Source organism: Antarcticibacterium sp. 1MA-6-2 (genome assembly GCF_021535135.1).
Taxonomy (GTDB): domain Bacteria; phylum Bacteroidota; class Bacteroidia; order Flavobacteriales; family Flavobacteriaceae; genus Gillisia.
Genome location: NZ_CP091036.1, coordinates 3,229,435 through 3,248,221, shown reverse-complemented (window position 1 = coordinate 3,248,221; position 18,787 = coordinate 3,229,435). Strand labels below are relative to the sequence as shown.

At 39.2% G+C, this 18,787-nt stretch carries 21 protein-coding genes and 4 pseudogenes; 7 read left to right on the top strand and 18 right to left on the bottom strand.

Annotated elements, in window-relative coordinates; all coding sequences use genetic code 11:
- Positions 1-4: 4 nt before the first annotated feature.
- From pth to LZ575_RS16535, 17 genes and pseudogenes are all read right to left on the bottom strand, one after another.
- Positions 5-632: pseudogene (pth, locus tag LZ575_RS16605) on the bottom strand (aminoacyl-tRNA hydrolase).
- Between the two features lie 409 nt (positions 633-1,041).
- On the bottom strand, positions 1,042-1,647 hold the full coding sequence (locus tag LZ575_RS16600; protein ID WP_235325776.1) for a 50S ribosomal protein L25/general stress protein Ctc: 606 nt from the start codon (positions 1,645-1,647) through the stop codon (positions 1,042-1,044).
- 640 nt (positions 1,648-2,287) lie between these two features.
- A complete protein-coding gene (locus LZ575_RS16595) occupies positions 2,288-3,229 on the bottom strand; it encodes a ribose-phosphate pyrophosphokinase (protein WP_235325774.1) in 942 nt (313 codons plus the stop codon).
- 163 nt (positions 3,230-3,392) lie between these two features.
- A complete protein-coding gene (locus tag LZ575_RS16590; RefSeq protein ID WP_235325772.1) occupies positions 3,393-3,539 on the bottom strand; it encodes a hypothetical protein in 147 nt (48 codons plus the stop codon).
- Between the two features lie 202 nt (positions 3,540-3,741).
- Positions 3,742-4,263, bottom strand: a complete 522-nt coding sequence (locus tag LZ575_RS16585) for a DNA primase small subunit domain-containing protein (protein ID WP_409187222.1) — start codon at positions 4,261-4,263, stop codon at positions 3,742-3,744.
- Between the two features lie 40 nt (positions 4,264-4,303).
- Entirely contained in the window at positions 4,304-4,663 is a 360-nt protein-coding gene (locus LZ575_RS16580; protein WP_235325767.1) for a hypothetical protein, read from the bottom strand.
- 3 nt (positions 4,664-4,666) lie between these two features.
- Positions 4,667-5,668, bottom strand: a complete 1,002-nt coding sequence (gene ligD / locus LZ575_RS16575) for a non-homologous end-joining DNA ligase (RefSeq protein ID WP_235325765.1) — start codon at positions 5,666-5,668, stop codon at positions 4,667-4,669.
- Positions 5,640-6,272 (bottom strand): DNA polymerase ligase N-terminal domain-containing protein, encoded by a 633-nt coding sequence (locus tag LZ575_RS16570; protein ID WP_235325763.1) that lies wholly within the window; start codon positions 6,270-6,272, stop codon positions 5,640-5,642. Before LZ575_RS16570 ends, ligD begins: the two co-directional genes overlap by 29 nt.
- Positions 6,273-6,316: 44 nt before the next feature.
- The gene (locus LZ575_RS16565) at positions 6,317-6,466 is read right to left on the bottom strand and encodes a hypothetical protein (RefSeq protein WP_235325761.1); all 150 of its coding nucleotides are present in this window, start codon (positions 6,464-6,466) and stop codon (positions 6,317-6,319) included.
- A 446-nt stretch (positions 6,467-6,912) separates the two neighbouring features.
- Positions 6,913-7,419 carry an SUMF1/EgtB/PvdO family nonheme iron enzyme gene (locus LZ575_RS23920; protein WP_311195834.1) on the bottom strand — a complete coding sequence of 169 codons (507 nt, stop codon included), beginning with the start codon at positions 7,417-7,419 and terminating at the stop codon, positions 6,913-6,915.
- Positions 7,410-7,754: an SUMF1/EgtB/PvdO family nonheme iron enzyme gene (locus LZ575_RS23915; RefSeq protein WP_311195833.1), complete on the bottom strand. Its 345-nt coding sequence runs from the start codon at positions 7,752-7,754 to the stop codon at positions 7,410-7,412. The genes LZ575_RS23920 and LZ575_RS23915 overlap by 10 nt, the downstream gene beginning before the upstream one ends.
- Entirely contained in the window at positions 7,708-8,031 is a 324-nt protein-coding gene (locus LZ575_RS23910; RefSeq protein ID WP_311195832.1) for a hypothetical protein, read from the bottom strand. Before LZ575_RS23910 ends, LZ575_RS23915 begins: the two co-directional genes overlap by 47 nt.
- A 46-nt stretch (positions 8,032-8,077) precedes the next feature.
- Positions 8,078-8,917 carry a DUF1080 domain-containing protein gene (locus LZ575_RS16555; RefSeq protein WP_235325759.1) on the bottom strand — a complete coding sequence of 280 codons (840 nt, stop codon included), beginning with the start codon at positions 8,915-8,917 and terminating at the stop codon, positions 8,078-8,080.
- Between the two features lie 155 nt (positions 8,918-9,072).
- Positions 9,073-9,450 carry a hypothetical protein gene (locus LZ575_RS16550; protein WP_235325757.1) on the bottom strand — a complete coding sequence of 126 codons (378 nt, stop codon included), beginning with the start codon at positions 9,448-9,450 and terminating at the stop codon, positions 9,073-9,075.
- A complete protein-coding gene (locus LZ575_RS16545) occupies positions 9,443-10,123 on the bottom strand; it encodes a HEAT repeat domain-containing protein (RefSeq protein WP_235325755.1) in 681 nt (226 codons plus the stop codon). Before LZ575_RS16545 ends, LZ575_RS16550 begins: the two co-directional genes overlap by 8 nt.
- A complete protein-coding gene (locus LZ575_RS16540; protein WP_235325753.1) occupies positions 10,081-12,519 on the bottom strand; it encodes a HEAT repeat domain-containing protein in 2,439 nt (812 codons plus the stop codon). Before LZ575_RS16540 ends, LZ575_RS16545 begins: the two co-directional genes overlap by 43 nt.
- A gap of 133 nt (positions 12,520-12,652) precedes the next feature.
- A complete protein-coding gene (locus tag LZ575_RS16535) occupies positions 12,653-12,802 on the bottom strand; it encodes a hypothetical protein (RefSeq protein WP_235325751.1) in 150 nt (49 codons plus the stop codon).
- A 426-nt stretch (positions 12,803-13,228) separates the two neighbouring features.
- Here LZ575_RS16535 and LZ575_RS16530 point away from each other — a divergent pair, with 426 nt between their 5' ends.
- The gene (locus tag LZ575_RS16530) at positions 13,229-13,423 is read left to right on the top strand and encodes a hypothetical protein (protein ID WP_235325749.1); all 195 of its coding nucleotides are present in this window, start codon (positions 13,229-13,231) and stop codon (positions 13,421-13,423) included.
- Positions 13,424-13,594: 171 nt separating this feature from the next.
- On the opposite strand, the gene LZ575_RS16525 is transcribed toward LZ575_RS16530, so the two are convergent.
- Entirely contained in the window at positions 13,595-13,936 is a 342-nt protein-coding gene (locus LZ575_RS16525; protein WP_235325747.1) for a hypothetical protein, read from the bottom strand.
- A 210-nt stretch (positions 13,937-14,146) separates the two neighbouring features.
- On the opposite strand from LZ575_RS16525, the gene LZ575_RS16520 reads away from it, so the two are divergent.
- The 6 genes and pseudogenes from LZ575_RS16520 to LZ575_RS16490 all read left to right on the top strand — a co-directional run bounded on the left by LZ575_RS16520 (position 14,147) and on the right by LZ575_RS16490 (position 18,331).
- Positions 14,147-14,836, top strand: a complete 690-nt coding sequence (locus LZ575_RS16520; protein WP_235325745.1) for a DUF1080 domain-containing protein — start codon at positions 14,147-14,149, stop codon at positions 14,834-14,836.
- A gap of 65 nt (positions 14,837-14,901) precedes the next feature.
- Positions 14,902-15,117 carry a hypothetical protein gene (locus LZ575_RS16515; RefSeq protein ID WP_235325743.1) on the top strand — a complete coding sequence of 72 codons (216 nt, stop codon included), beginning with the start codon at positions 14,902-14,904 and terminating at the stop codon, positions 15,115-15,117.
- Positions 15,118-15,134: 17 nt separating this feature from the next.
- Entirely contained in the window at positions 15,135-15,314 is a 180-nt protein-coding gene (locus LZ575_RS16510) for a hypothetical protein (RefSeq protein WP_235325741.1), read from the top strand.
- 56 nt (positions 15,315-15,370) lie between these two features.
- Positions 15,371-15,886, top strand: a pseudogene (locus tag LZ575_RS16505) (formylglycine-generating enzyme family protein); the annotation flags it as partial.
- A 17-nt stretch (positions 15,887-15,903) separates the two neighbouring features.
- A pseudogene (locus LZ575_RS24345) lies at positions 15,904-17,251 on the top strand (Gfo/Idh/MocA family protein).
- A 437-nt stretch (positions 17,252-17,688) separates the two neighbouring features.
- Positions 17,689-18,331, top strand: a pseudogene (locus LZ575_RS16490) (carbonic anhydrase).
- Positions 18,332-18,787 lie beyond the last annotated feature (456 nt).

Sequence of the window (18,787 nt, the reverse complement as noted above, 5' to 3'; positions counted from 1 at the left end):
GAAATTATTTACCGTTAAAAGTATTCATCGTATTGTTGATTCCTGCCGTACCAAATGATTTTATCACTTCTACAGATTTTTCCAGGCGCTCCGGCATTGTTTTTAATTCCTCTTCATCCCATTCTCCCAGCACATAATCTATCTGCCTCCCTTTACTGTATTCGTTGCTTATCCCAAATCTAAACCTGTTGTAGTTGGTAGTATTAAGAGTAGCCTGTATATCTTTAAGACCATTATGCCCTCCATCACTGCCTTTTGTTTTTACGCGGATGGTTCCAAACTCAAGATTGAGATCATCTGTAATAACCAACAGATTTTCCAGTGGAATTTTTTCTTTAGTGAGCCAGTAATTAACTGCTTTTCCACTAAGATTCATGTAAGTGGATGGTTTTAACAGAATGAAAGTGCGGCCTTTGAACTTATAGGTAGCAACGTCACCAAGCTTTTCAGTCGAAAAGCTTATATCTTCTTTGTGGGCCAGATGGTCAAGAATCCTGAAACCAATATTGTGACGGGTGTTGTGATATTTTGGGCCAATATTCCCGAGGCTAAGCAATTAAAAATTTTTTCATGGGGTCTACCTGTTCCTCTGGGTGTTTTTTGCTCAATATTCTTCCGAAGAATGCCAGCATGAATTAAGTTTTGGCAAAGATAAAATTAATAAGGCTCTTTCCCCATACTTTTTAACTCTTAACAGTTGCTGAAGGTTATGAAACACTAATTCTCATAGCACGGTAGTATAAAGCCCCATAGTATAAAGTCCGATAGTACGAAGCACGGATTACAAATCCGCGCTAGCATCCGTTACAAATCCGCGCCATCTTCTGCGTTATATTATTACAACTCAACTCCATTTCCACAATAGCATCCGCCTTCGCTTTTGCTGGCGTTGGCGCGGATTTGCAATCCGCGACAGTATCTGTCCTATTATAAAAAAACATCCCAAACCTTTCGGAATGGGATGTTTAAATTTATTCTTAGAAAAAAATTTACTCCTTAGCGTCAGTTGCTCCCGACTGAGTGTTTCCTTCTTCAGAAACTTCAGTTGCTTAGTACTTCGTCTGCAGCTGTTTCTTCCTCTTCATCTTCAGTATCTGCAATAATGTTACGAGATGTTTTCACCTGGCATATAACAGTATTATCAGGATGCTGAATTTTATAGTCGTCGCTTGCTACCGCAGTAACATAAAGTTTGTTTCCAATTTTAAGGCTGGTAACATCGGCTTCAATAAAATCAGGAAGATTTTGAGGAAGACCTTTAACTTTAATTCTCCTTAGGTTGTAACGCAATACCCCACCATTCTTTACTCCTCTTGCAACACCTTTAGTATGAACAGGAATTTCCATTGTAATTTCTTTGTCTTCAAAGATTTGGTAAAAATCCATGTGAAGGATAGCATCTGTTACAGGGTGAAACTGGATGTCCTGTAGAACAGCATTGTAGCTCTCTCCACCTAAATCTAAAACCACTGTATGTACATCAGGAGTGTACACGAGGTCTTTGAAGGCAATCTCATCTGCTGCAAAGTGTAATGGCTCGCCCCCTCCGTATAGTACGCAAGGAACCTTTCCAGCATTACGTAGGTCTTTAGATACCTTTTTTCCTACGCTTTCTCTTTTAGATCCGTTGATCGTTAGTGATTTCATTGTTAAAAATTTTAGGCTGCAAAGGTGCGATATTTTTTTATGTTATTAAAGTGCTGTGAGAGAATTATTTTAATGTCCGTTTACCCCTGAATAGGATTACTTTGAAATACCAGTGCACCCTCCTTTCCTTAAGCTTAAAATATTCTCTTCCCGATTTTTCCCGCAGAAATTGCAGAATTAAATGGCAGACTGAAAACTGCCACCAATGCACTAATTTCTTTTTGGCAGAGAACAACAACGGAAACAGAGGAACTTTATTTAAAATAAACGATGTCCTGAAATAAATTCAGGGTGACGTAAATTTTGAAGTTTTTCCCCAGAATTCGCAGAATTAACTGGTGAATCCTGGCGGACTGCAAATTGCTACGAATGCACAAACAATTCTTTTAGGCAGAGAACAACAACGGAAAACAGAGGATCCTGGTTTTAAGTACAGGGAGATCCTGAAATAAATTCAGGATGACGAAAATTTTGAAGTTTTTCCCCAGAACCCCAAAGACTATTATCGTTGACCACTTTTCCTCCTGAAGGTGAGATTGCTTTACCAAGAGATAAGTCATTTTACGAAATGTTAATCTTCTTCGCGCGTAATGGCAGTAGGAATTTTAAGACCAGTTTCACCCCTCTCCTCTTTCCTTATTTACATTATAAAGTTAGTACTAATAGACCTGTTTTGATGTACCCGTTGCATCACATCGGCAAATAATTGAGCACAGCTTACTACTCTTATTTTTCGGCTTTCTTTTTTTAAAGGAATGGAATCTGTAACGATTAATTCCTGCAATTTTGAACTTTCGATTCTTTCATAGGCTTTTCCTGAGAGAATTGGGTGAGTACAAATTGCCCTCACACTTAATGCTCCGCGTTCCATCATTAAGTCTGCCGCTGCAGTAAGGGTTCCGGCTGTATCTACCATGTCATCAACCAAAACCACGTTTTTGCCAGTAACATCTCCAATAAGTTCCATATGAGTAATTATATTGGCCTTTGCTCGTTGCTTATAACAAATAACCACATCGCTCTCAAGAGCTTTAGAATAGGCATAAGCTCTTTTGGAACCTCCCATATCTGGTGATGCGATCGTAAGATCCTCAAGGTTAAGATCCCTTAGATAGGGTAAAAAGACAGTTGAAGCGAAGAGATGATCAACAGGTTTCTCAAAAAACCCCTGAATTTGATCAGCATGTAAGTCCATTGTGATTATCCTTGTCGCACCTGCGGTTTCAAGAATACTAGCTACCATTTTTGCAGCAATTGGCACCCTTGGTTTGTCTTTACGATCCTGCCTTGCCCAACCAAAATAAGGTAAAACAGCAGTAATATGTCGTGCAGATGCTCTTTTTGCTGCGTCGAGCATTAACAGCATCTCCATAAGGTGATCACTCCCGGGATGTGTGGAACCAATAATAAATACCCGCGATCCCCTAACAGACTCTTCAAAGGAAGGCTGAAATTCACCATCGCTATAAGTACTGGTTATAACATTCCCGAGGGGAGCACCGTAAGCTTCAGCTATTTTTTCGGAAAGTTCCCGGCTTTGGGTACAGGTAAAGATCTTGGCATCTGTAATTACATTTGGCATTGTGAGTGGTGTTGAGAATTCTAAAGTGGATTTTTTTGCGTGCTCCAAATTTAAAAATTTATTCCCACCAAACACACTTCATAAACTACTAGTTCCTAAATTTTTTATGAAGTTCTCTCCTGTATATTTTATCTATATCTAAAACGTAGCAGGAAAGGAAAAACTATTGCCCCATAAACACACCTACTAGCGCAAGAATTATATTTATGAAAATAAATCCAAGTACAAGGGCAAGGATTATTTTTCCAACAACTCCCACATCCTTTGTAGAATTTTTGTAATTGCTAACTAAAACAGTAAAGACTTCCATAGAATTAGATTTAGAGGTTTTATATCTCCCTTAAATTTAAGAGGAAATAAGAAGCTTCGAAAATGTTTTCGCTGAATGCAATATTTTATCTGGAAAAGGACGAAAAGAAATTTTAAGATGATATTTCCTACAACTATGACAAGGGTTACTTCCTAAATATCAGGCTTTCCATAATTTGAAAGAAATTTCTTACACAATTACATTATTGCGAACCGCTCATTTTGGCCAGCCTTTTTATAGCTGCGGTTAGGGTAACTCCAGAGGCTTCAATACTTTTCCACGGATCCCCTTTTTCCTCCAGTCGCTTAAAGATATTTTTTATATCATAAGATTTAGGAGAAAGAGAAGATTCTTTTAACTCATCCCACTCCAGAGGAGTGGCTACGGGAGCTCCTTTAACAGGTCTCACAGCATAAGGAGAAACTCCTGTCTGGCCGTAAGCATTCCTGCCAACATCCAGGTAGATCTTTCCTTCCCTCTTATTTTTTCTAGCGGCAGTCGTAAGCAGTTCAGGATTTTCTTTTTCAAGAAAATCGGCTGCAGATTGTGCAAACTCTCTTACCTCGTCAAAGTCCCTTGTCCTTTTAAGTGGCACCACAATATGTAATCCTCTGGAACCTGTGGTCATGAGATAAACAGGTAGCCCGAGATCTTCCTTAAGCAACTTTCGGGTTTTTTCTGCAGCTATTTTTACTTTTGAAAAATCCTCAACTTCAGGATCCAGATCTATAATTAGTCTATCGGGTTTTTCTGGTTTATCACGCTTAGCTCAGCCAGATATGAGGGGTTATACAAGCCTGGTTAGCGAGATAAACAAGAGTAGCAGCTTTGTTGCACACCACATAATTTGTAGTTCCTCCATCCCTATTATCTATAACTTTTGTATTAATCCAGGAGGGAAAATATTCAGGAGCTTCCTTTTGATAAAATCGTTTTCCATCTATTCCATTTGGAAAACGAATCATTGTCACAGGACGATCCTTTAAATAAGGCAACATGGTCTCTGCAATCTTTTCGTAATAATCAATTAAATCTCCCTTTGTATATCCTTCTTCCGGAAAGAAAATTTTTTGGGTATTGGTAATCTCAACGGTGTGGCTTCCTATTTTTATTTCTTTTCCCATAGCCTAAGCTTCTTTTTTAACCTCATAAGGATCTTTGTCCCTTCGCAATCCTATAAAAGAAGGATGTCTGAGTTTGTTTCCTGCAGTCCATTCTGTAAATGATATTTGCGCTACCAATTCCGGCTCTAACCAATGAACATTTTTAGACTTGATTGCTTTTGGATTTGCAAATTTTGAATTGGCGATCTCACGCTTCAACATATTTTTGTGCAATTCTTCCAAAACATCATTAGTAAATCCCGTTCCAACTTTGCCCGCGTACAGGAATTTATCACCATCATAATATCCTAAAAGCAAGGCTCCAAATTTTACCCTGCCACCTGTTGGTTCTGTAAATCCTCCTATTACAAACTCCTGCTCATTAGTACATTTAAACTTAAGCCAGGAAGAGGAGCGGCCGTGTACATACCTGCTATCAGCTTTCTTGGCAATGAGCCCTTCCCACTTCCGGCGACATGCGTCATTAAGAAATTTGAGTCCTTTTTCCTTTTTGTGTTCCGTGAATCTTACGGGATCTTTAAAGAGAATATATTTCTGTAGGAAATTTTTTCGCTCCAGGAGAGGAAGATCCCCCAGATTCATATCGTTTAAGTGTACAATGTCAAATACATAGTAAAAGACTTTTGTCTTGTGTCCCACAATATTCTCTGCCTTTGTTAAATGCATTCTCTTTTGAAGTTCAGCAAAACTGGTGTGCTTCCCTACAAAGGCAACCATTTCCCCGTCTAATATGAATTTATCCTCAGGTTGCCCCTGAAGAGCCTTAATAATTTCAGGATAGGTTGAATTGAGGTTTTTCTTATTCCTGGACATGATATTGACATTCTTCCCGTCTTTGAAAACCAGACAACGTTCCCCGTCCAGCTTTCTTTCATACACCCAGTCTTTATGAGAAAATTCCTCGTGAGTAAGTTTTGCCAGCATAGGAGAGATCCATTCCGGCTGTTTTTCCCTGACAGTTTTCTCGGCGAGATCTTCAAATATGATTTCTGGAACCTTCTTCATCGGTTATACTTTCCTTTCGAATTTGAGCCATGGACCTTCCAGTTAGGACTGATTTTGTTTCAGTATTTACAGGATTTCTCCTGGCATCGGCCTCATCATCGTCAACCTTCCGCAGCATCCAGTTTTCATCTTTCCCTTTACCGAATTTTATTAGAGAATAGCCTCCCCTCAATTTTTTCTCATGTAATATAAAGGTGCAGCGACCTTTATCCAACTGCTCCTGCATCGAAATTTCAGCTCCTTTTTTATCTGTCTTCTCGTTTTCATAAGTACTAGCATCCCATACCATCACAGTCCCGCCTCCATATTGGTCCTCGGGTATAATGCCCTCAAAATCGGCATATTCAATTGGATGGTCTTCGGTAGGGATTGCTAAACGTTTCTCGCGAGGATCGGTAGACGGCCCTTTAGGAACGGCCCAGCTTTTTAAAACTCCATCTACAAGTAGCCTGAAATCATAGTGCAAATTGGATGCGTCGTGCTTTTGGATAACGAAGATCTTCTTTTCCTTATCTTCAAGATCACTATCTCCTCCAAAAGGTTCTGAAGAAAGTTTAAAATCTCTTTTCTTATGATATTCGGTTAAAAGTTTACCGCTTCCCATAACATTACTTTGTTTTGGTTGCTTCTATGCACCAGGAGAATTGACTATTCTTCTTCCTCTGCTTCTTCATATCTTTTCCAGCCCTGAAATACAATTCCTTTGGACTTTACTGCCATTGATTGGTTCTTATGAAGTGCCTCCTGTTTCATCCCCTTTACAACACAGCCTTCACTAAAACGGCTCATCTTTCTCATGGTTATAATTTTAAATTTTATTGAAATTAAACCATTGTCATTTAAATATTCTTAAACAAGATGCTAAAAATAAGCCAATTATGAAAAATTTCAGATATTGCATACTCTATAGGAGCAGCAGTTGAAGAGGATTAAGAAGAACAGATAAACGGAGAAAACTTCTTCAGAATTAAACTTTTAGAAGCAACTAAATCAAATTCGGAACAATCTGCGGAAGGCACATTTACTCCGGCTCCCTGCTGGTACACAAGAGACGCGCCTAAATGGCTAAGTATAAATAGGAATGCAGATCCTGCTAATATGAGAAGAAGGGAAATAAAATTTATAATCCCTGTTTGTATTTAATAATATTCAATTGGGAAAGGCTTCAACGGCAACGGCTGCCGTAAATAACCAAATCATTGTTAAGACCACGGATCTTACGATGATCCATTAAGATTGAAATTTTAATGCGGAAGCATATTTAGAGAAGCAACGGTTCTAAATCCTAAATGTTCCTGTGCAGAATCTATAGAATTTGCCATACGGGCAGAAATCCTAAAACTGGCACAATAAGAAGCGTTACAAAGAAAAGATCCACCCTTGATAACTTTTTCAGGCATATTGGGATTGGCCGGGTTATATGCTTTTGCTGCTCCCGAAGGATTTTTTACAGTTCCTTTAATATTCGTCTCCCGGTAATATTGCACATTGTACCAGTCCTGTGTCCATTCCCAAACATTTCCCGCAAGATCATATAGTCCATACTTATTTGGCGGGAAAGATCTTACCGTAGATTTATTTTCAAAGCCATCTTCCAAAGTATTAGAGGAAGGAAATTCACCTTCCCAGGTGTTTGCCATTTTAGGTAATTTGGATCCATCTTCACCCCAGGTAAAAATACCTGTTTCATTACCACCTCTTGCCGCATACTCCCATTCCGCCTCAGTTGGTAGTCTTCGACTTAAGCCCATTGACAATAAGCTAAGGCATCTTCAAGGGCAATATGTACCACCGGGAAGTTTTCTTTCCCTTCTATACTACTGCCCTTGCCGTAAGGCTGCTTCCAATTCGCACCGATTTTCCAGTCCCACCACTGGGAGTAGTCGTAGAGATTGGGAACTTTGCTTTTAGCTTTTTTAAATATTAAAGAGCCCGGTTGTAAAATGGAATCATGCGGTTTGGGGGTGCCCGGGGGAAGTTGCTTTTTCATCTCCTCCCAATCAATTTCTCTTTCTGCAATAGTAACATATCCAGTTTCTTCAACGAATTTTTTGAACTGACCATTGGTTACTTCGGTCTGATCCATAAAAAATCCATCTACAACAACTGTGTGAGCTAGGTTTTTCATGAGCTAAAGCCATAGTATCGTCCTCAATTGCTCCCTGCACAAATTTTCCGCCAGGAATCCACACCATACCTTCAGGAGTTACTATTCCTTCAGGAAGTTCTTCAATAAAATTGATTTCTTCAAGTTCTCCCTTTCCTTCATTACTTAATTCCTGTATGTCCTTTCTTTCATCTGATTCAGATTTACAAGACAGGACAAAACTTAGGAAGAGGAAGAAAAACAGCCTGTTTTTCATGTAAATCAAATTTCTGTTATTGTATGAAAACTGAAGCTTCCCTGTGTTAATTAGATTTTAATTCACCTTTAAATTTCAAATCATTTAAAATCTTTTGAAGGCGGGCAGGTTCATCTACGTATGGCTCAAGATCTACGATTTCTATTTTTCGAAAGTCGGTTGGATGACTTTCACTCTGGACAGATATTGAACCTTTTTTAAGGATCTGCCCATCATCGGTTTGAGGTTTTTCATAACGCATTACCTCTTGCCCATCAATATAATGTGCAATTAAAGAATCCCGCAGGACGAGTACTTCCACCCGAACCCACTGGTCCCCATGAAATGTTTTTGAAGATGATTCTATACAGTGAGTTTTCACTAATTCGCCGTCTATTACCACATGGGTTCCCGGGGTACAAAGGTTGGCAGTAGATCGTTCCCCTGTTTCATTACCTCCTAACAGTTGCACCTCTATAGAAGTTGGAAAATCCTGATCTTTTTCCATAGTAGCCGGATCCTGCCCATGAACCATCACCCCATTATTCCTAAAAGCCCAGGAGCCTGGATTGTTACTAACCTGGTCTCCCACAAAACGATATTCAACAGCAAGTAAGTAGGAGGAAAACGAATCTTTGTAAAACAGATGTCCAAATTTTTCCTGAAACCCATTTTCGTATTGATCGTATCTCACCTGCAAATTTCCATCCTCCACCCTAAAGGTATTACCAAAATTATCACCCAGATCAAACCCGCGTATTTTGACGTTCCAGTTATCTAAATTTTCCCCATTGAATAATTGCTGCCATTCGGGATTTTCTTTGGAAGAACACCCAATACAGAATATCGCAACAAAAGACAGGAAAGCTTTTAAAAACGTATTATTCATAACTACTATAAATTTCAAACTATTATCTTTAAGTATGGTTTAGGATTCATTCTTCCCAGTTATTAAATGAGCAGTACACCTTTGGTTTTCCTTATAAGTCAGGAAATCATTGTTCATTTTATGTTCAATTAATAATTGAAGCTGCTAATTTACTCCCGGCCTTCAAAAATGATTTATTCCCCGTGAACATTTGTTTTTGCCTCCTGTTGCCTTACCATCTCATCTTCTTTTAAGGTTGCAAGGTAACTTACAAGATCCCTTATCTCTCTCTTGGTAAGTAACTGGCTCATATTGGGCATACTTGAAGGTGAATTTGTACGCTTTAGTACATCTTCTTTCCGAATTACAGTATCCCCTACATTCCCTCTTTTTACTGCAATGGTAATATCATTCTCCCCCTGAAGAATTCCGCTGACACTTTGACCATTTTTAAGATCAATTGAGACCATTCCAAAACCAGGAGAAAGTTCTTTTCCAGGATTTATTAGAGCCTCCAGTATCTGCTGTCGAGAGAGCCTTCCTGCCACACCATTAATTCGCGGGCTAAGCATTCCCTCCAAAATCATCAAAGGAATGACACTTCATACACTGTGCGGTTTGATGCTGAAAAAAGATCCTTCTGCCCACTTCTTCATTCCCGCCAAATAAGCTCGCTTCATAAGAGGAAAAAAGTTCCTCTGAACTTAAGTTTTTACTTATTTCTTCAAATCGCTTTTTTAAGGGTCCGGAACTGGTGCTGTCAATAGCTTCAGCCAATTCCAGATGAATTTCCGGCTCAAGATCTCCTTTTTCCAGCCTGTTCAGCAGTTTATTAAAAATATCTTCAGAATATTCAGAAGGCATGGCTCCAAGGGTTAACACGGCCACCTGTTTTTCTTCCTTACTTCTTTTTTGAATGACTTCAGCAAGAAGTTTAGCTGTTAATTCCTTCGACATTTCCAGTTGCCCGATCAAAGCCAGACCTCTCACCCTTACAATCTTTTCTTTATCAGACAGGGCCTGCTCAATGGCTTTTTCTATTAACGGATCTTTTAAGGTTGCCAAAGTATTTAATGCTGCAATTCGAACCTCAGGACTTGAATCTCTTTTTAAAAGCTCGAATAACTTCGTGGATCCTTCTTCAACTCCCAATTTTTCCATGGCGAGCACAGCATTGAGACGTATGGCTTCTTCCCGGTTATCTAACAATTGAATAAGCTCTGTAGAAGATTCATTCCTAACCAACAGAGGATCTCTGTTAACAACTCCTCTGTACTTAGGCCGTCTACCCTGTCAAGGACCGAAGGTTTTGCCCAGGTACTCAAAGCTTTAATGGCTTCTGCCCTCATGGCAATAGGTTTGTCTTCCCTAAGGGAAAAAGAGATTAAATTTTTCATTGCTCCAGCTCTACCCACTCTTAGATTAGCGTTTATAGCCCTTCTTAAAAGGGGCTCATTGGTAAAGGGGGTCGTCATGAGCGCATTGCCAAGTGCGGGCAGTGCCTCTTCTATTGAATAATCATCATTAATAGCCCTTGCCGCCTCTGTTACAATATATTCATTTTCATCATTAAGAAAATTTGCTATTCCAGGATGGTTCAGCCTACGCAGGGTAAGGACCGCTCCCATTCTCACAGCTGCCGAAGGGTGGTTTGCCAGGGCAACAATAGGTGTTGCCTTACCTATTCTTGCTAAAGCAAGACTTGCTGCGTGACGTATATAAGCATCCTCATCATTATTTTCCTCCAGTAGATCAATGAGGGGCTGGGTTGCGGGCTGATAGGCTATTCTTCCCAGAGCCTCTGCAGCAAAGAATCGGGTACGACTGTTGTCATCTTTAAGGAGAGGCAACAGTGACGGTGCCGCTTCTGCATAGCGTATATCCCCTAACCATTTAGCCGCCTGGGCTCTTATTTCAGGATCACTATCTTTCAACAACGGAAGCAGGATCTTTCCATGTTCACCTTCACCACGAGCCAGCTGGGCGATTCCCCAAATTCCATGTACCCTGGCCAGCTGATCATCCCGTTGTTTAATACTCTGCTGAAATACTTCTGCCCCCGCGAGACCTCTCTTTGCCAGCTCAAACTGGGCTTTTTGCCTTACCCGCATATCAGGATTCTTCAGCAACTCTCCTAACTCGCCTGATTTCCGGGAGCTAAAATCTTCAGAAAGCAATTTTTGAGTTAACTGGCGATGAGCACTGGCTGCTTCAGCTTCTGTATCAACTTTCCAAATACGGCCGTGGTTCTTTGTATCCCAACCGTCAATCCAGTCTCCAAAATAAAGTGCCCCATCAGGACCAAAATCCATTCCTGTGGCCAGGATACCTTTTAGGATCATTTCACTTTCCCCAAGTTCAAAAGATGCTCCTTTAGGTTTTAATTTGAAGGAATGTATCCCCGATTGTGCAGGGTTGCCAACAAATTCACCCACTAAAAAAGTGTTTTTGTATTTCTCTCCCAAAGCTGTTCCCGGGTTGTAAAGCATCCCCGTAGGCCCGCTTACATAGTTTGCAATAGCGGGAGTTATATAGGCGGCCTGTCCTTCAAATCTTGGCTTGTACATTTCCTCGTCCATCCAAACTTTATACGTATTATTATCTGGGTCTCTGTATTTCCCAAATTGCCAGTTGATCCTCCAGCCAGAATCAGAACCATTGACTATGTAAACCAGTCGCTCTTTTTCACCGGGATGATCCCCATCATTATCTACACTTATTAAGTTACCATATTCGTCAAATACGAATTCGTGGGTATTTCTAACACCCATTGCAAATACTTCAAAATCACTACCATCGGGGTTTGCTCTTACAATTACCCCGCGATTGGGATATTTCCATTCTTTACCGTCAGGACCTTTCCCATTAAATCCTATATCCCCAATTCCCCAATATAATTTACCATCTGGTCCCATTTCAAGACCCGACATCCCGTGACCTCCAAAACCAACATGCACTCCATAACCATGAGAAATAGAAGTTTTTTCATCAGCAATTCCATCGCCATTGGGATCTTTGATTCGCCACAAATCTGGTGCTACTCCAACGAATAAATCCCCTTCGTGAAAAAGAATGGCTCCGGCTACATCTGTTACCTCCGAATTAAAATCTTCAACCATTAGTTGAGAACGATCTGCCACTCCATCATTGTTGCTATCCTCCAGCCTGTAAACATGCTCCTTCTCAACTGTCATATCCCGCCAGTCCCGGGAACCATCTTCGTTAAGATCTGCCAGCCACTCATTTTTACTGCTGTTTTCCGGAGACAATACTTTGTAAAGGAAATTTCTTTTGTCTTCCACTGTTTGAAGTTGAATTGACTGAGTTTCCCAATCCTGATGAGCCCGGATATCAAATTCAGAATTTTTTTGCCTGTTGGTCCTGGTGTAAAAAAGTAAGCCCTGGTCATCGATATCTATAGAAATAGGATCTGCGACCAAAGAATCCACTCCCCACAGTCGCAAGCTAAGACCTTCGGCCAGTTCTGGGGTAATACCAGATTCTATTCCTTTGGCCATTTCTGCTGTCTTAACAGGATCAATTTCTACGATCCTCAAGTCCACATTTTCCTGTTCTTCCTGGCAGCCCAGCAAAATAAAGGCAGGCAAAATCGCAAAAAGCAAAATAATTCTACTATACATTTGTTTAATTTTAAAATCGGCAATCACATTATTTAGTATCTATAAACCTTCGAAAAGTTTAACCTGACTATAATTCGAAGATTTTTTTAGCTGTTTTATATACCTATTCGTAAATAACCCGTAAAAGTAATTTTCAAAAAGAGGTCAATTTAGCTATTTTATGAAGATCTACTGCACCCGGAATAAATTTTCCTGCGGGAATTAGAGTTATACCTTCTGAAAAAACTAATCCAATAAAGAAATTTGCTGAATCATCCTTCCCTCTCAACGTCTGGTTCTGCATTGATTTTACCCTTAAAGCCTTTCCGATTTTCTATAAACTGACTTATAAATCCGATATATAAAACTCTGAATAATCTCTTATAAGCCCTCTATATTTTTCTCAATTAATAATCTTCACTTAGTATTGTCTTCACATTAATTTAATCAATCATTGGAACCTATAAAGTAGGTTTGCGTCGACAAAATGATTCATTTCATTGCCATAGCCAGGCTTTAAATTGTCAGAAAGTTTGAATTAGCCAATTTAAGGGGGGAAAGAGATTCCACCCTTTTTTTGTACCCTCCTCTGAATATAATCCAAAAAAAATCCGAATATTTTCGCCTAATTTTTAACGCTGGGGTAATGAAGTGCAGGGAAGTTTAAATTTGGGATAACCTGGAACTTATACCCGCACTATATTTTTGTAACATAAACAAAAACACTGTTATGAATTCAAATGAAACTCAGGATATGGTAAAGGAAACAATATCCTTTCCCGTAATATACGATAGTAAACAACAAACCATATGGGATTCAAAAGGAATGATGGTATGCGATATTAAAGGGTGGGGCAAAATACAATTTATGGGAAATCAGAAGAGCGGCAGGATGCTATTGGAGAAAAAATTGCCCAACTTTTAAAAGAAGATTGCAGCAATTAGATTTAAACCAGCCTTTAATCCATCTATTCTGAAAAAAAGGAATAACAAATAATTTTTTCGGTTTTAGTGAGCGAACTTTAGAAATACTCTTATATACCTTTTTAACTTCAAATCTCCGTTTTTCCGAAGAAGAAAGATAGCAGGAGAAATATTATACTCTCCTGTTAGATTGTAAAATGTAATAGCTTGCAACAAGAATTGCTCCCGCAACTACACCTATAGCAGGTTTTGACGCCAGGAATTTCTTATAGGCAGGAGGATTTTCAAGATCTTCCAGGTACTTCCTGTATCCTTTGGTGGAGGCCTTTTTGAAATTTACATCAGGAATGTACTTTCCGTCCTTCAATTTTATGATCTTATGAGACAATAACTCTTTATAAGCATCTTCAAATTCTGATGGATATTCAATAAGATCCTCAATTTCACCTTCATAACTTATGATCATCAAGATTACCTCTGCGGCCTGATGAACATCTTTTTTCTCTTCCTGCATTTTTCAAATTATTTACAAAGATATTACAATGCTGTGCTATTGAAAAAAATTGATGATATCATTTCTTTAAATTTATACACATAATAATATATCGAAAAATAGTTAAGAAAAGAAACTTTAACGTTAGTTTTAACCTTGCATTATTAAAAAAATAATCATTTTGAACAAAAAAATAATTATAACCCCTACTTTATTTTTATATTTAGCGCTATGAAAACAAAACTTCTACTCCTCACACTTCTCACTTTACCTTTTTTTTCCTGTAAAACTTTGGATAAAAAAGGATCAGAGTCCTTTAGCTTGTTCAACGGTAAAAATCTGGAAGGTTGGCACGTTGATGTACCAAAAATGGATAATAACTCCCAGATACGAAATCCTTTTATTGTAAGGGATGGCATGTTAGTAAGTCTTGGAACGCCGGAAGGACATTTAATTACAGATACTGAATTTAAAAATTACAGACTGGAAGTTGATTACCGCTTTCCGGGAGAACCAGGAAATTGCGGGGTATTAGTTCACGCCTCTACTCCAAGGGCGTTATATGGGATGTTTCCTCAATCTATTGAGGTGCAGATGATGCATGAAAATGCAGGAGATTTTTGGTGTATTGTAGAAAATGTAGAAGTTCCAGATATGGAATCTCGTAGGGGACCCAAAGAGAATTGGGGAATAACTGAAGGCAAAGAACGCAGGATCAAAAATTTAACCGATGGATCTGAAAACCCGCTGGGGGAATGGAATACCATGGTCATCGAGGCTCAGGAGGATAAAATAAAAGTATGGGTAAATGGAGACCTTGTTAACGAAGGATATAATCTAACTGCAAAGGAAGGTCATATTGCAATCCAGGCAGAAGGTGCAGAAGTGGAATTTAGAAAAATAGAACTCACTTCTTTATAAATATTCCTGCTATTCCTTTTGTAAAGTTTACAACCATGTTATCAGAGCTTCAGTTTTTTGTAATTATGAGAAAATCCAACTTCTTATTATTTTCATTTTTTGTTTTCTTTACCTCCAAAGTCTTTTCCCAGGAACAAAACTTTAACAATTACTCCCAGGATATTTCAGGATCAAATTTAGTTATTGAAATGGTTGCAATTCCGGGAGGAACATTTGTTATGGGAAGTCCTGAAGACGAGAAAGATCGTTATGAAGATGAAGGACTTAGGTGCATGAGGTAGAAATTGAGGCCTTCTGGATGTCAAAATTTGAGATTACCTGGGATCTTTACTATTTATTTCTAACAAGGTCCGGAGACGCAATACCTTCAGCAAATAAAGCCAATGAGGTTAATATTGATGTCGATGCAGTATCGGGTGCGACTGTTCCATATGTTGATATGAGTTTAGGTATGGGCACCGGGGAAGATCTACTGTAGGAAACGTCACCCACCATGCCGCTTCTAAATTTTGTGAATGGCTTTCTGCCAAAACAGGGCATTTCTACAGATTACCCACAGAAGCGGAATGGGAATATGCAGCAAGGGCAGGTACCAGCACCGCTTTTCATTTTGGAAATAGTACTGAAGAGCTGGGGGAGTATGCCTGGTATTATGAGAATAGTGATAATTCGTATCACAAGGTGGGACAAAAGAAACCCAACCAGTGGGGGCTGTACGATATGTATGGAAACGTGGCCGAATGGACCCTTGATCAATATGAACCCCAAATATATAGCAGCAGAAAATCTTTGTCAAAAAATCCTTTAGAAGTTCCTGAAAATGAATATCCTCATTCTGTAAGGGGAGGTTCCTATTACGATGATGCTGAATTTTTAAGAAGTGCCGCCCGGTTAGGATCTGACGAAAAGTGGAAAATGCGCGACCCGCAATTCCCAAAAAGTAAATGGTGGAATACCGATGCTCCTTTTGTAGGATTTAGAGTTGTAAGAGTTCAAAATCCACCTGAAAAAACCGAATATAATAAATACTGGGGAGAAAGTAATCCTTAATCTTTAATACTAAAAATATGAACAAATCTGAAAAAGACCAGAACTCCATTTTGCAATCTTCAAGAAGAGATTTCTGTAAAAACACAGCTCTTTTTACAGCAGGCATGATGTTACCGGGGATGCAAATGGGAGCAATGGCCAATGTCTTTAATGATAAGACCTTAAAGCTTGCGGTAGTGGGTTGTGGAGGCAGAGGTACAGGTGCTGCCAACCAGGCATTAAAAGCCGATGAGAATGTAGAACTAGTGGCAATGGCCGATGCTTTTGAGGATAGGTTAAATGGTAGTTTGCAAAGCCTCCAAAAGGAATTTGAAGGAAGCAAAAAGGTGAACGTCCAGGAAAAAAACAGATTCGTAGGCTTTGATGCTTATAAAAAGGCTATTGATCAGGCCGATGTGGTCATTCTTGCCACTCCCCCGGGATTTCGACCTTACCATTTTGAGTATGCTGTAAACGCAGGGAAACACGTGTTTATGGAAAAACTGAGTTGCTACCGATGTTCCCGGAATAAGAAAAGTTTTGGAGATGGCAAAAGTTGCCAAAGAGAACAAACTAAACGTAGTGGTGGGATTACAACGGCGATACCAAAATAACTACCTCGCCATGGCCGAAAAGATTAAGCAGAATGAAGTGGGCAAGATCCTTTCTGGACAGGTGTACTGGAACAGTGGAGGTGTATGGGTAAACCCTAGAGTGGCAGGACAAAGTGAACTGGAATATCAAATGCGAAACTGGTATTATTTCAACTGGCTTTGCGGGGATCATATTCTGGAACAACACATTCACAATTTAGATGTAGCCAACTGGTTTTTGGGCGAATTTCCCGTCTCTGCCCAGGGAATGGGCGGGCGTCTCGTAAGAACGGGCCCGGAGCACGGGGAGATCTTTGATCATCATTTTGTAGAATATAAATACCCTAGTGGTGCAATTATCTCCAGCCAATGCAGGCATCAACCCGGAACCTGGTCTAAGGTGGGTGAAAATTTCCAGGGAACAAAAGGAAGTATTGAGATGAATGACGCCGGAGCAGCCAGTATTTCCGATCTTGAAGGAAATACTACTTTTGAGTACAGAAACCGGAGAGATCCAAATCCATACCAGGTAGAACACGATAAACTTTTTGCTTCAATTAGAAACAAAGGAGTCATAAGTGATGCTGAAGTTGGAGCCAAAAGTACCCTTACCGCAATTATGGGACGAATGGCAACATATACAGGCCAGGTAATTAAATGGGATGAAGCTATAAAATCAGAAAAACTTCTTATGCCTGCAGAGGTGACCTGGAAGTCTACTCCTCCTACTTTACCGGGAGAAGATGGATTGTACCCTATTCCTACTCCAGGAAAGACTGATGTAATGAGTTAATAAAAAAAATAATACCATATAAAACAGGTCACCACAAGTGGCCTGTTTTATTTTAAATAGTGTAACCGCCTTTATTTTCTATTCTTTTCCTGTGCTTTCCTTCCCCCTTTTGCGAGCCAATGCATAGTACAAAATTCCTGTTTCCCCACAAGATATAAAAAGTACCCGGGAACTTTTAGGATTTTAAAATAACTTAGAAACTCAAGATTTCTCCATTTTTTAGGCAGGTTTTCCTTTTCGGAAGATACCAAAAGAGGAAATTTTAATGTTATTTTGTGAGAGAGATGATTAGATCTGGTCCTGAATAAACCTATTTATTAAATAGACCTGAAATTTGAGAATTGATACTCCAACTTTAATAAAATGAGAGCAAAGCTCTATTTGAGCTTTTTCTCAAACTATGTCTACACTGTTAAGGAAGCATAAAATAATTTGATATGGATTTATACAAGCGTGTCTTTGAAAATAACAGCAGATGGGTTGCTGAAAAAAAAGCCTCTCAGGCAGATTTTTTTGAACATCTCTCCAAAGGACAGGCACCGGAATTCCTATATATAGGATGCAGTGATAGTAGAGTAACTGCTGAAGAATTAACCGGAATGGGACCGGGACAAATGTTTGTTCACAGGAACATAGCCAACCTTGTACCAAATAACGACAATAGTTCCCAATCTGTAATTGTTTATGCAGTAGAGCATCTACAGGTAAAACATATTGTCGTATGTGGCCATTATGACTGTGGAGGAGTAAGGGCTGCTATGCAAAGTAAGGACCTGGGAATACTTAATCCCTGGCTTAGAAATATTAGGGATGTATACAGGATTCACAAAACACAACTTAACGCCATTGAAGATGAAAATGAGCGTTATAAAAGGCTGGTAGAACTAAACGTCCAGGAACAATGTATTAACATTGTAAAAATGGCTGCCTGGCAAAAATCTTTTCTAAAAAAGCAATATCCTGAAATTCATGGTTGGGTCTTCGACATTTCAACTAAGTAAACTCTTAGACTTAAATATAAACATCCCAAAACTACTTTCTTCGATTCAGGAAATCTATGATCTCACTCAGGAGATTTGATCGTTTCCATTCAGTATTTTTTAAATTACATTCCTCCTAAAAGGTCAAGGGCTATTTTAACTATTACCGTGGGGAGTTAAACACATAGTCATGGTGGCAACAGGATTAATATCTCCCACGCGGTGAGCGAGTGTAACTTTTAATAAGATCACTCAATAAGACCATCGTTTTGGGAGGGACGGATAGTTTAACTAACTGGTGGTGTCCTCCGTTTTGCTGCCAAACTCTTCTCTCAAGCTGATCTGGAAATCTTCCTGATTATAGTTTTGATTAAAGCTGAAATAAAGTAAACCTGGTATAGTTATCTCTGTATTAAAAAACCCCCGATTATTATCAGGGGTTCAAAAGCATTAAATACTGGAAGGGTCCAGATTTTTCTTCAGCTCATAATTGACCGCCGAATTAGTCTCTGCGCTCTATTTTATTAATATATGAGCAAGAACAGAAGCTGCAGGT

Coding starts and splice junctions, on each gene's coding strand:
- LZ575_RS16580 (WP_235325767.1), bottom strand. CDS start 4,663: ATGGGAAAAGAAATAAAAATAGGAAGCCACACCGTTGAGATTACCAAT.
- LZ575_RS23910 (WP_311195832.1), bottom strand. CDS start 8,031: ATGAAAAACAGGCTGTTTTTCTTCCTCTTCCTAAGTTTTGTCCTGTCT.
- LZ575_RS16535 (WP_235325751.1), bottom strand. CDS start 12,802: ATGCAGAACCAGACGTTGAGAGGGAAGGATGATTCAGCAAATTTCTTT.
- LZ575_RS16510 (WP_235325741.1), top strand. CDS start 15,135: ATGTCAAAATTTGAGATTACCTGGGATCTTTACTATTTATTTCTAACA.
- LZ575_RS16600 (WP_235325776.1), bottom strand. CDS start 1,647: ATGAAATCACTAACGATCAACGGATCTAAAAGAGAAAGCGTAGGAAAA.
- LZ575_RS23920 (WP_311195834.1), bottom strand. CDS start 7,419: ATGGGCTTAAGTCGAAGACTACCAACTGAGGCGGAATGGGAGTATGCG.
- LZ575_RS16550 (WP_235325757.1), bottom strand. CDS start 9,450: ATGCTTAGCCCGCGAATTAATGGTGTGGCAGGAAGGCTCTCTCGACAG.
- LZ575_RS16520 (WP_235325745.1), top strand. CDS start 14,147: ATGAAAACAAAACTTCTACTCCTCACACTTCTCACTTTACCTTTTTTT.
- LZ575_RS16530 (WP_235325749.1), top strand. CDS start 13,229: ATGAATTCAAATGAAACTCAGGATATGGTAAAGGAAACAATATCCTTT.
- LZ575_RS16515 (WP_235325743.1), top strand. CDS start 14,902: ATGAGAAAATCCAACTTCTTATTATTTTCATTTTTTGTTTTCTTTACC.
- LZ575_RS16590 (WP_235325772.1), bottom strand. CDS start 3,539: ATGGAAGTCTTTACTGTTTTAGTTAGCAATTACAAAAATTCTACAAAG.
- ligD (WP_235325765.1), bottom strand. CDS start 5,668: ATGAAGAAGGTTCCAGAAATCATATTTGAAGATCTCGCCGAGAAAACT.
- LZ575_RS16565 (WP_235325761.1), bottom strand. CDS start 6,466: ATGAGAAAGATGAGCCGTTTTAGTGAAGGCTGTGTTGTAAAGGGGATG.
- LZ575_RS16525 (WP_235325747.1), bottom strand. CDS start 13,936: ATGCAGGAAGAGAAAAAAGATGTTCATCAGGCCGCAGAGGTAATCTTG.
- LZ575_RS23915 (WP_311195833.1), bottom strand. CDS start 7,754: ATGGATCAGACCGAAGTAACCAATGGTCAGTTCAAAAAATTCGTTGAA.
- LZ575_RS16595 (WP_235325774.1), bottom strand. CDS start 3,229: ATGCCAAATGTAATTACAGATGCCAAGATCTTTACCTGTACCCAAAGC.
- LZ575_RS16540 (WP_235325753.1), bottom strand. CDS start 12,519: ATGTATAGTAGAATTATTTTGCTTTTTGCGATTTTGCCTGCCTTTATT.
- LZ575_RS16570 (WP_235325763.1), bottom strand. CDS start 6,272: ATGGGAAGCGGTAAACTTTTAACCGAATATCATAAGAAAAGAGATTTT.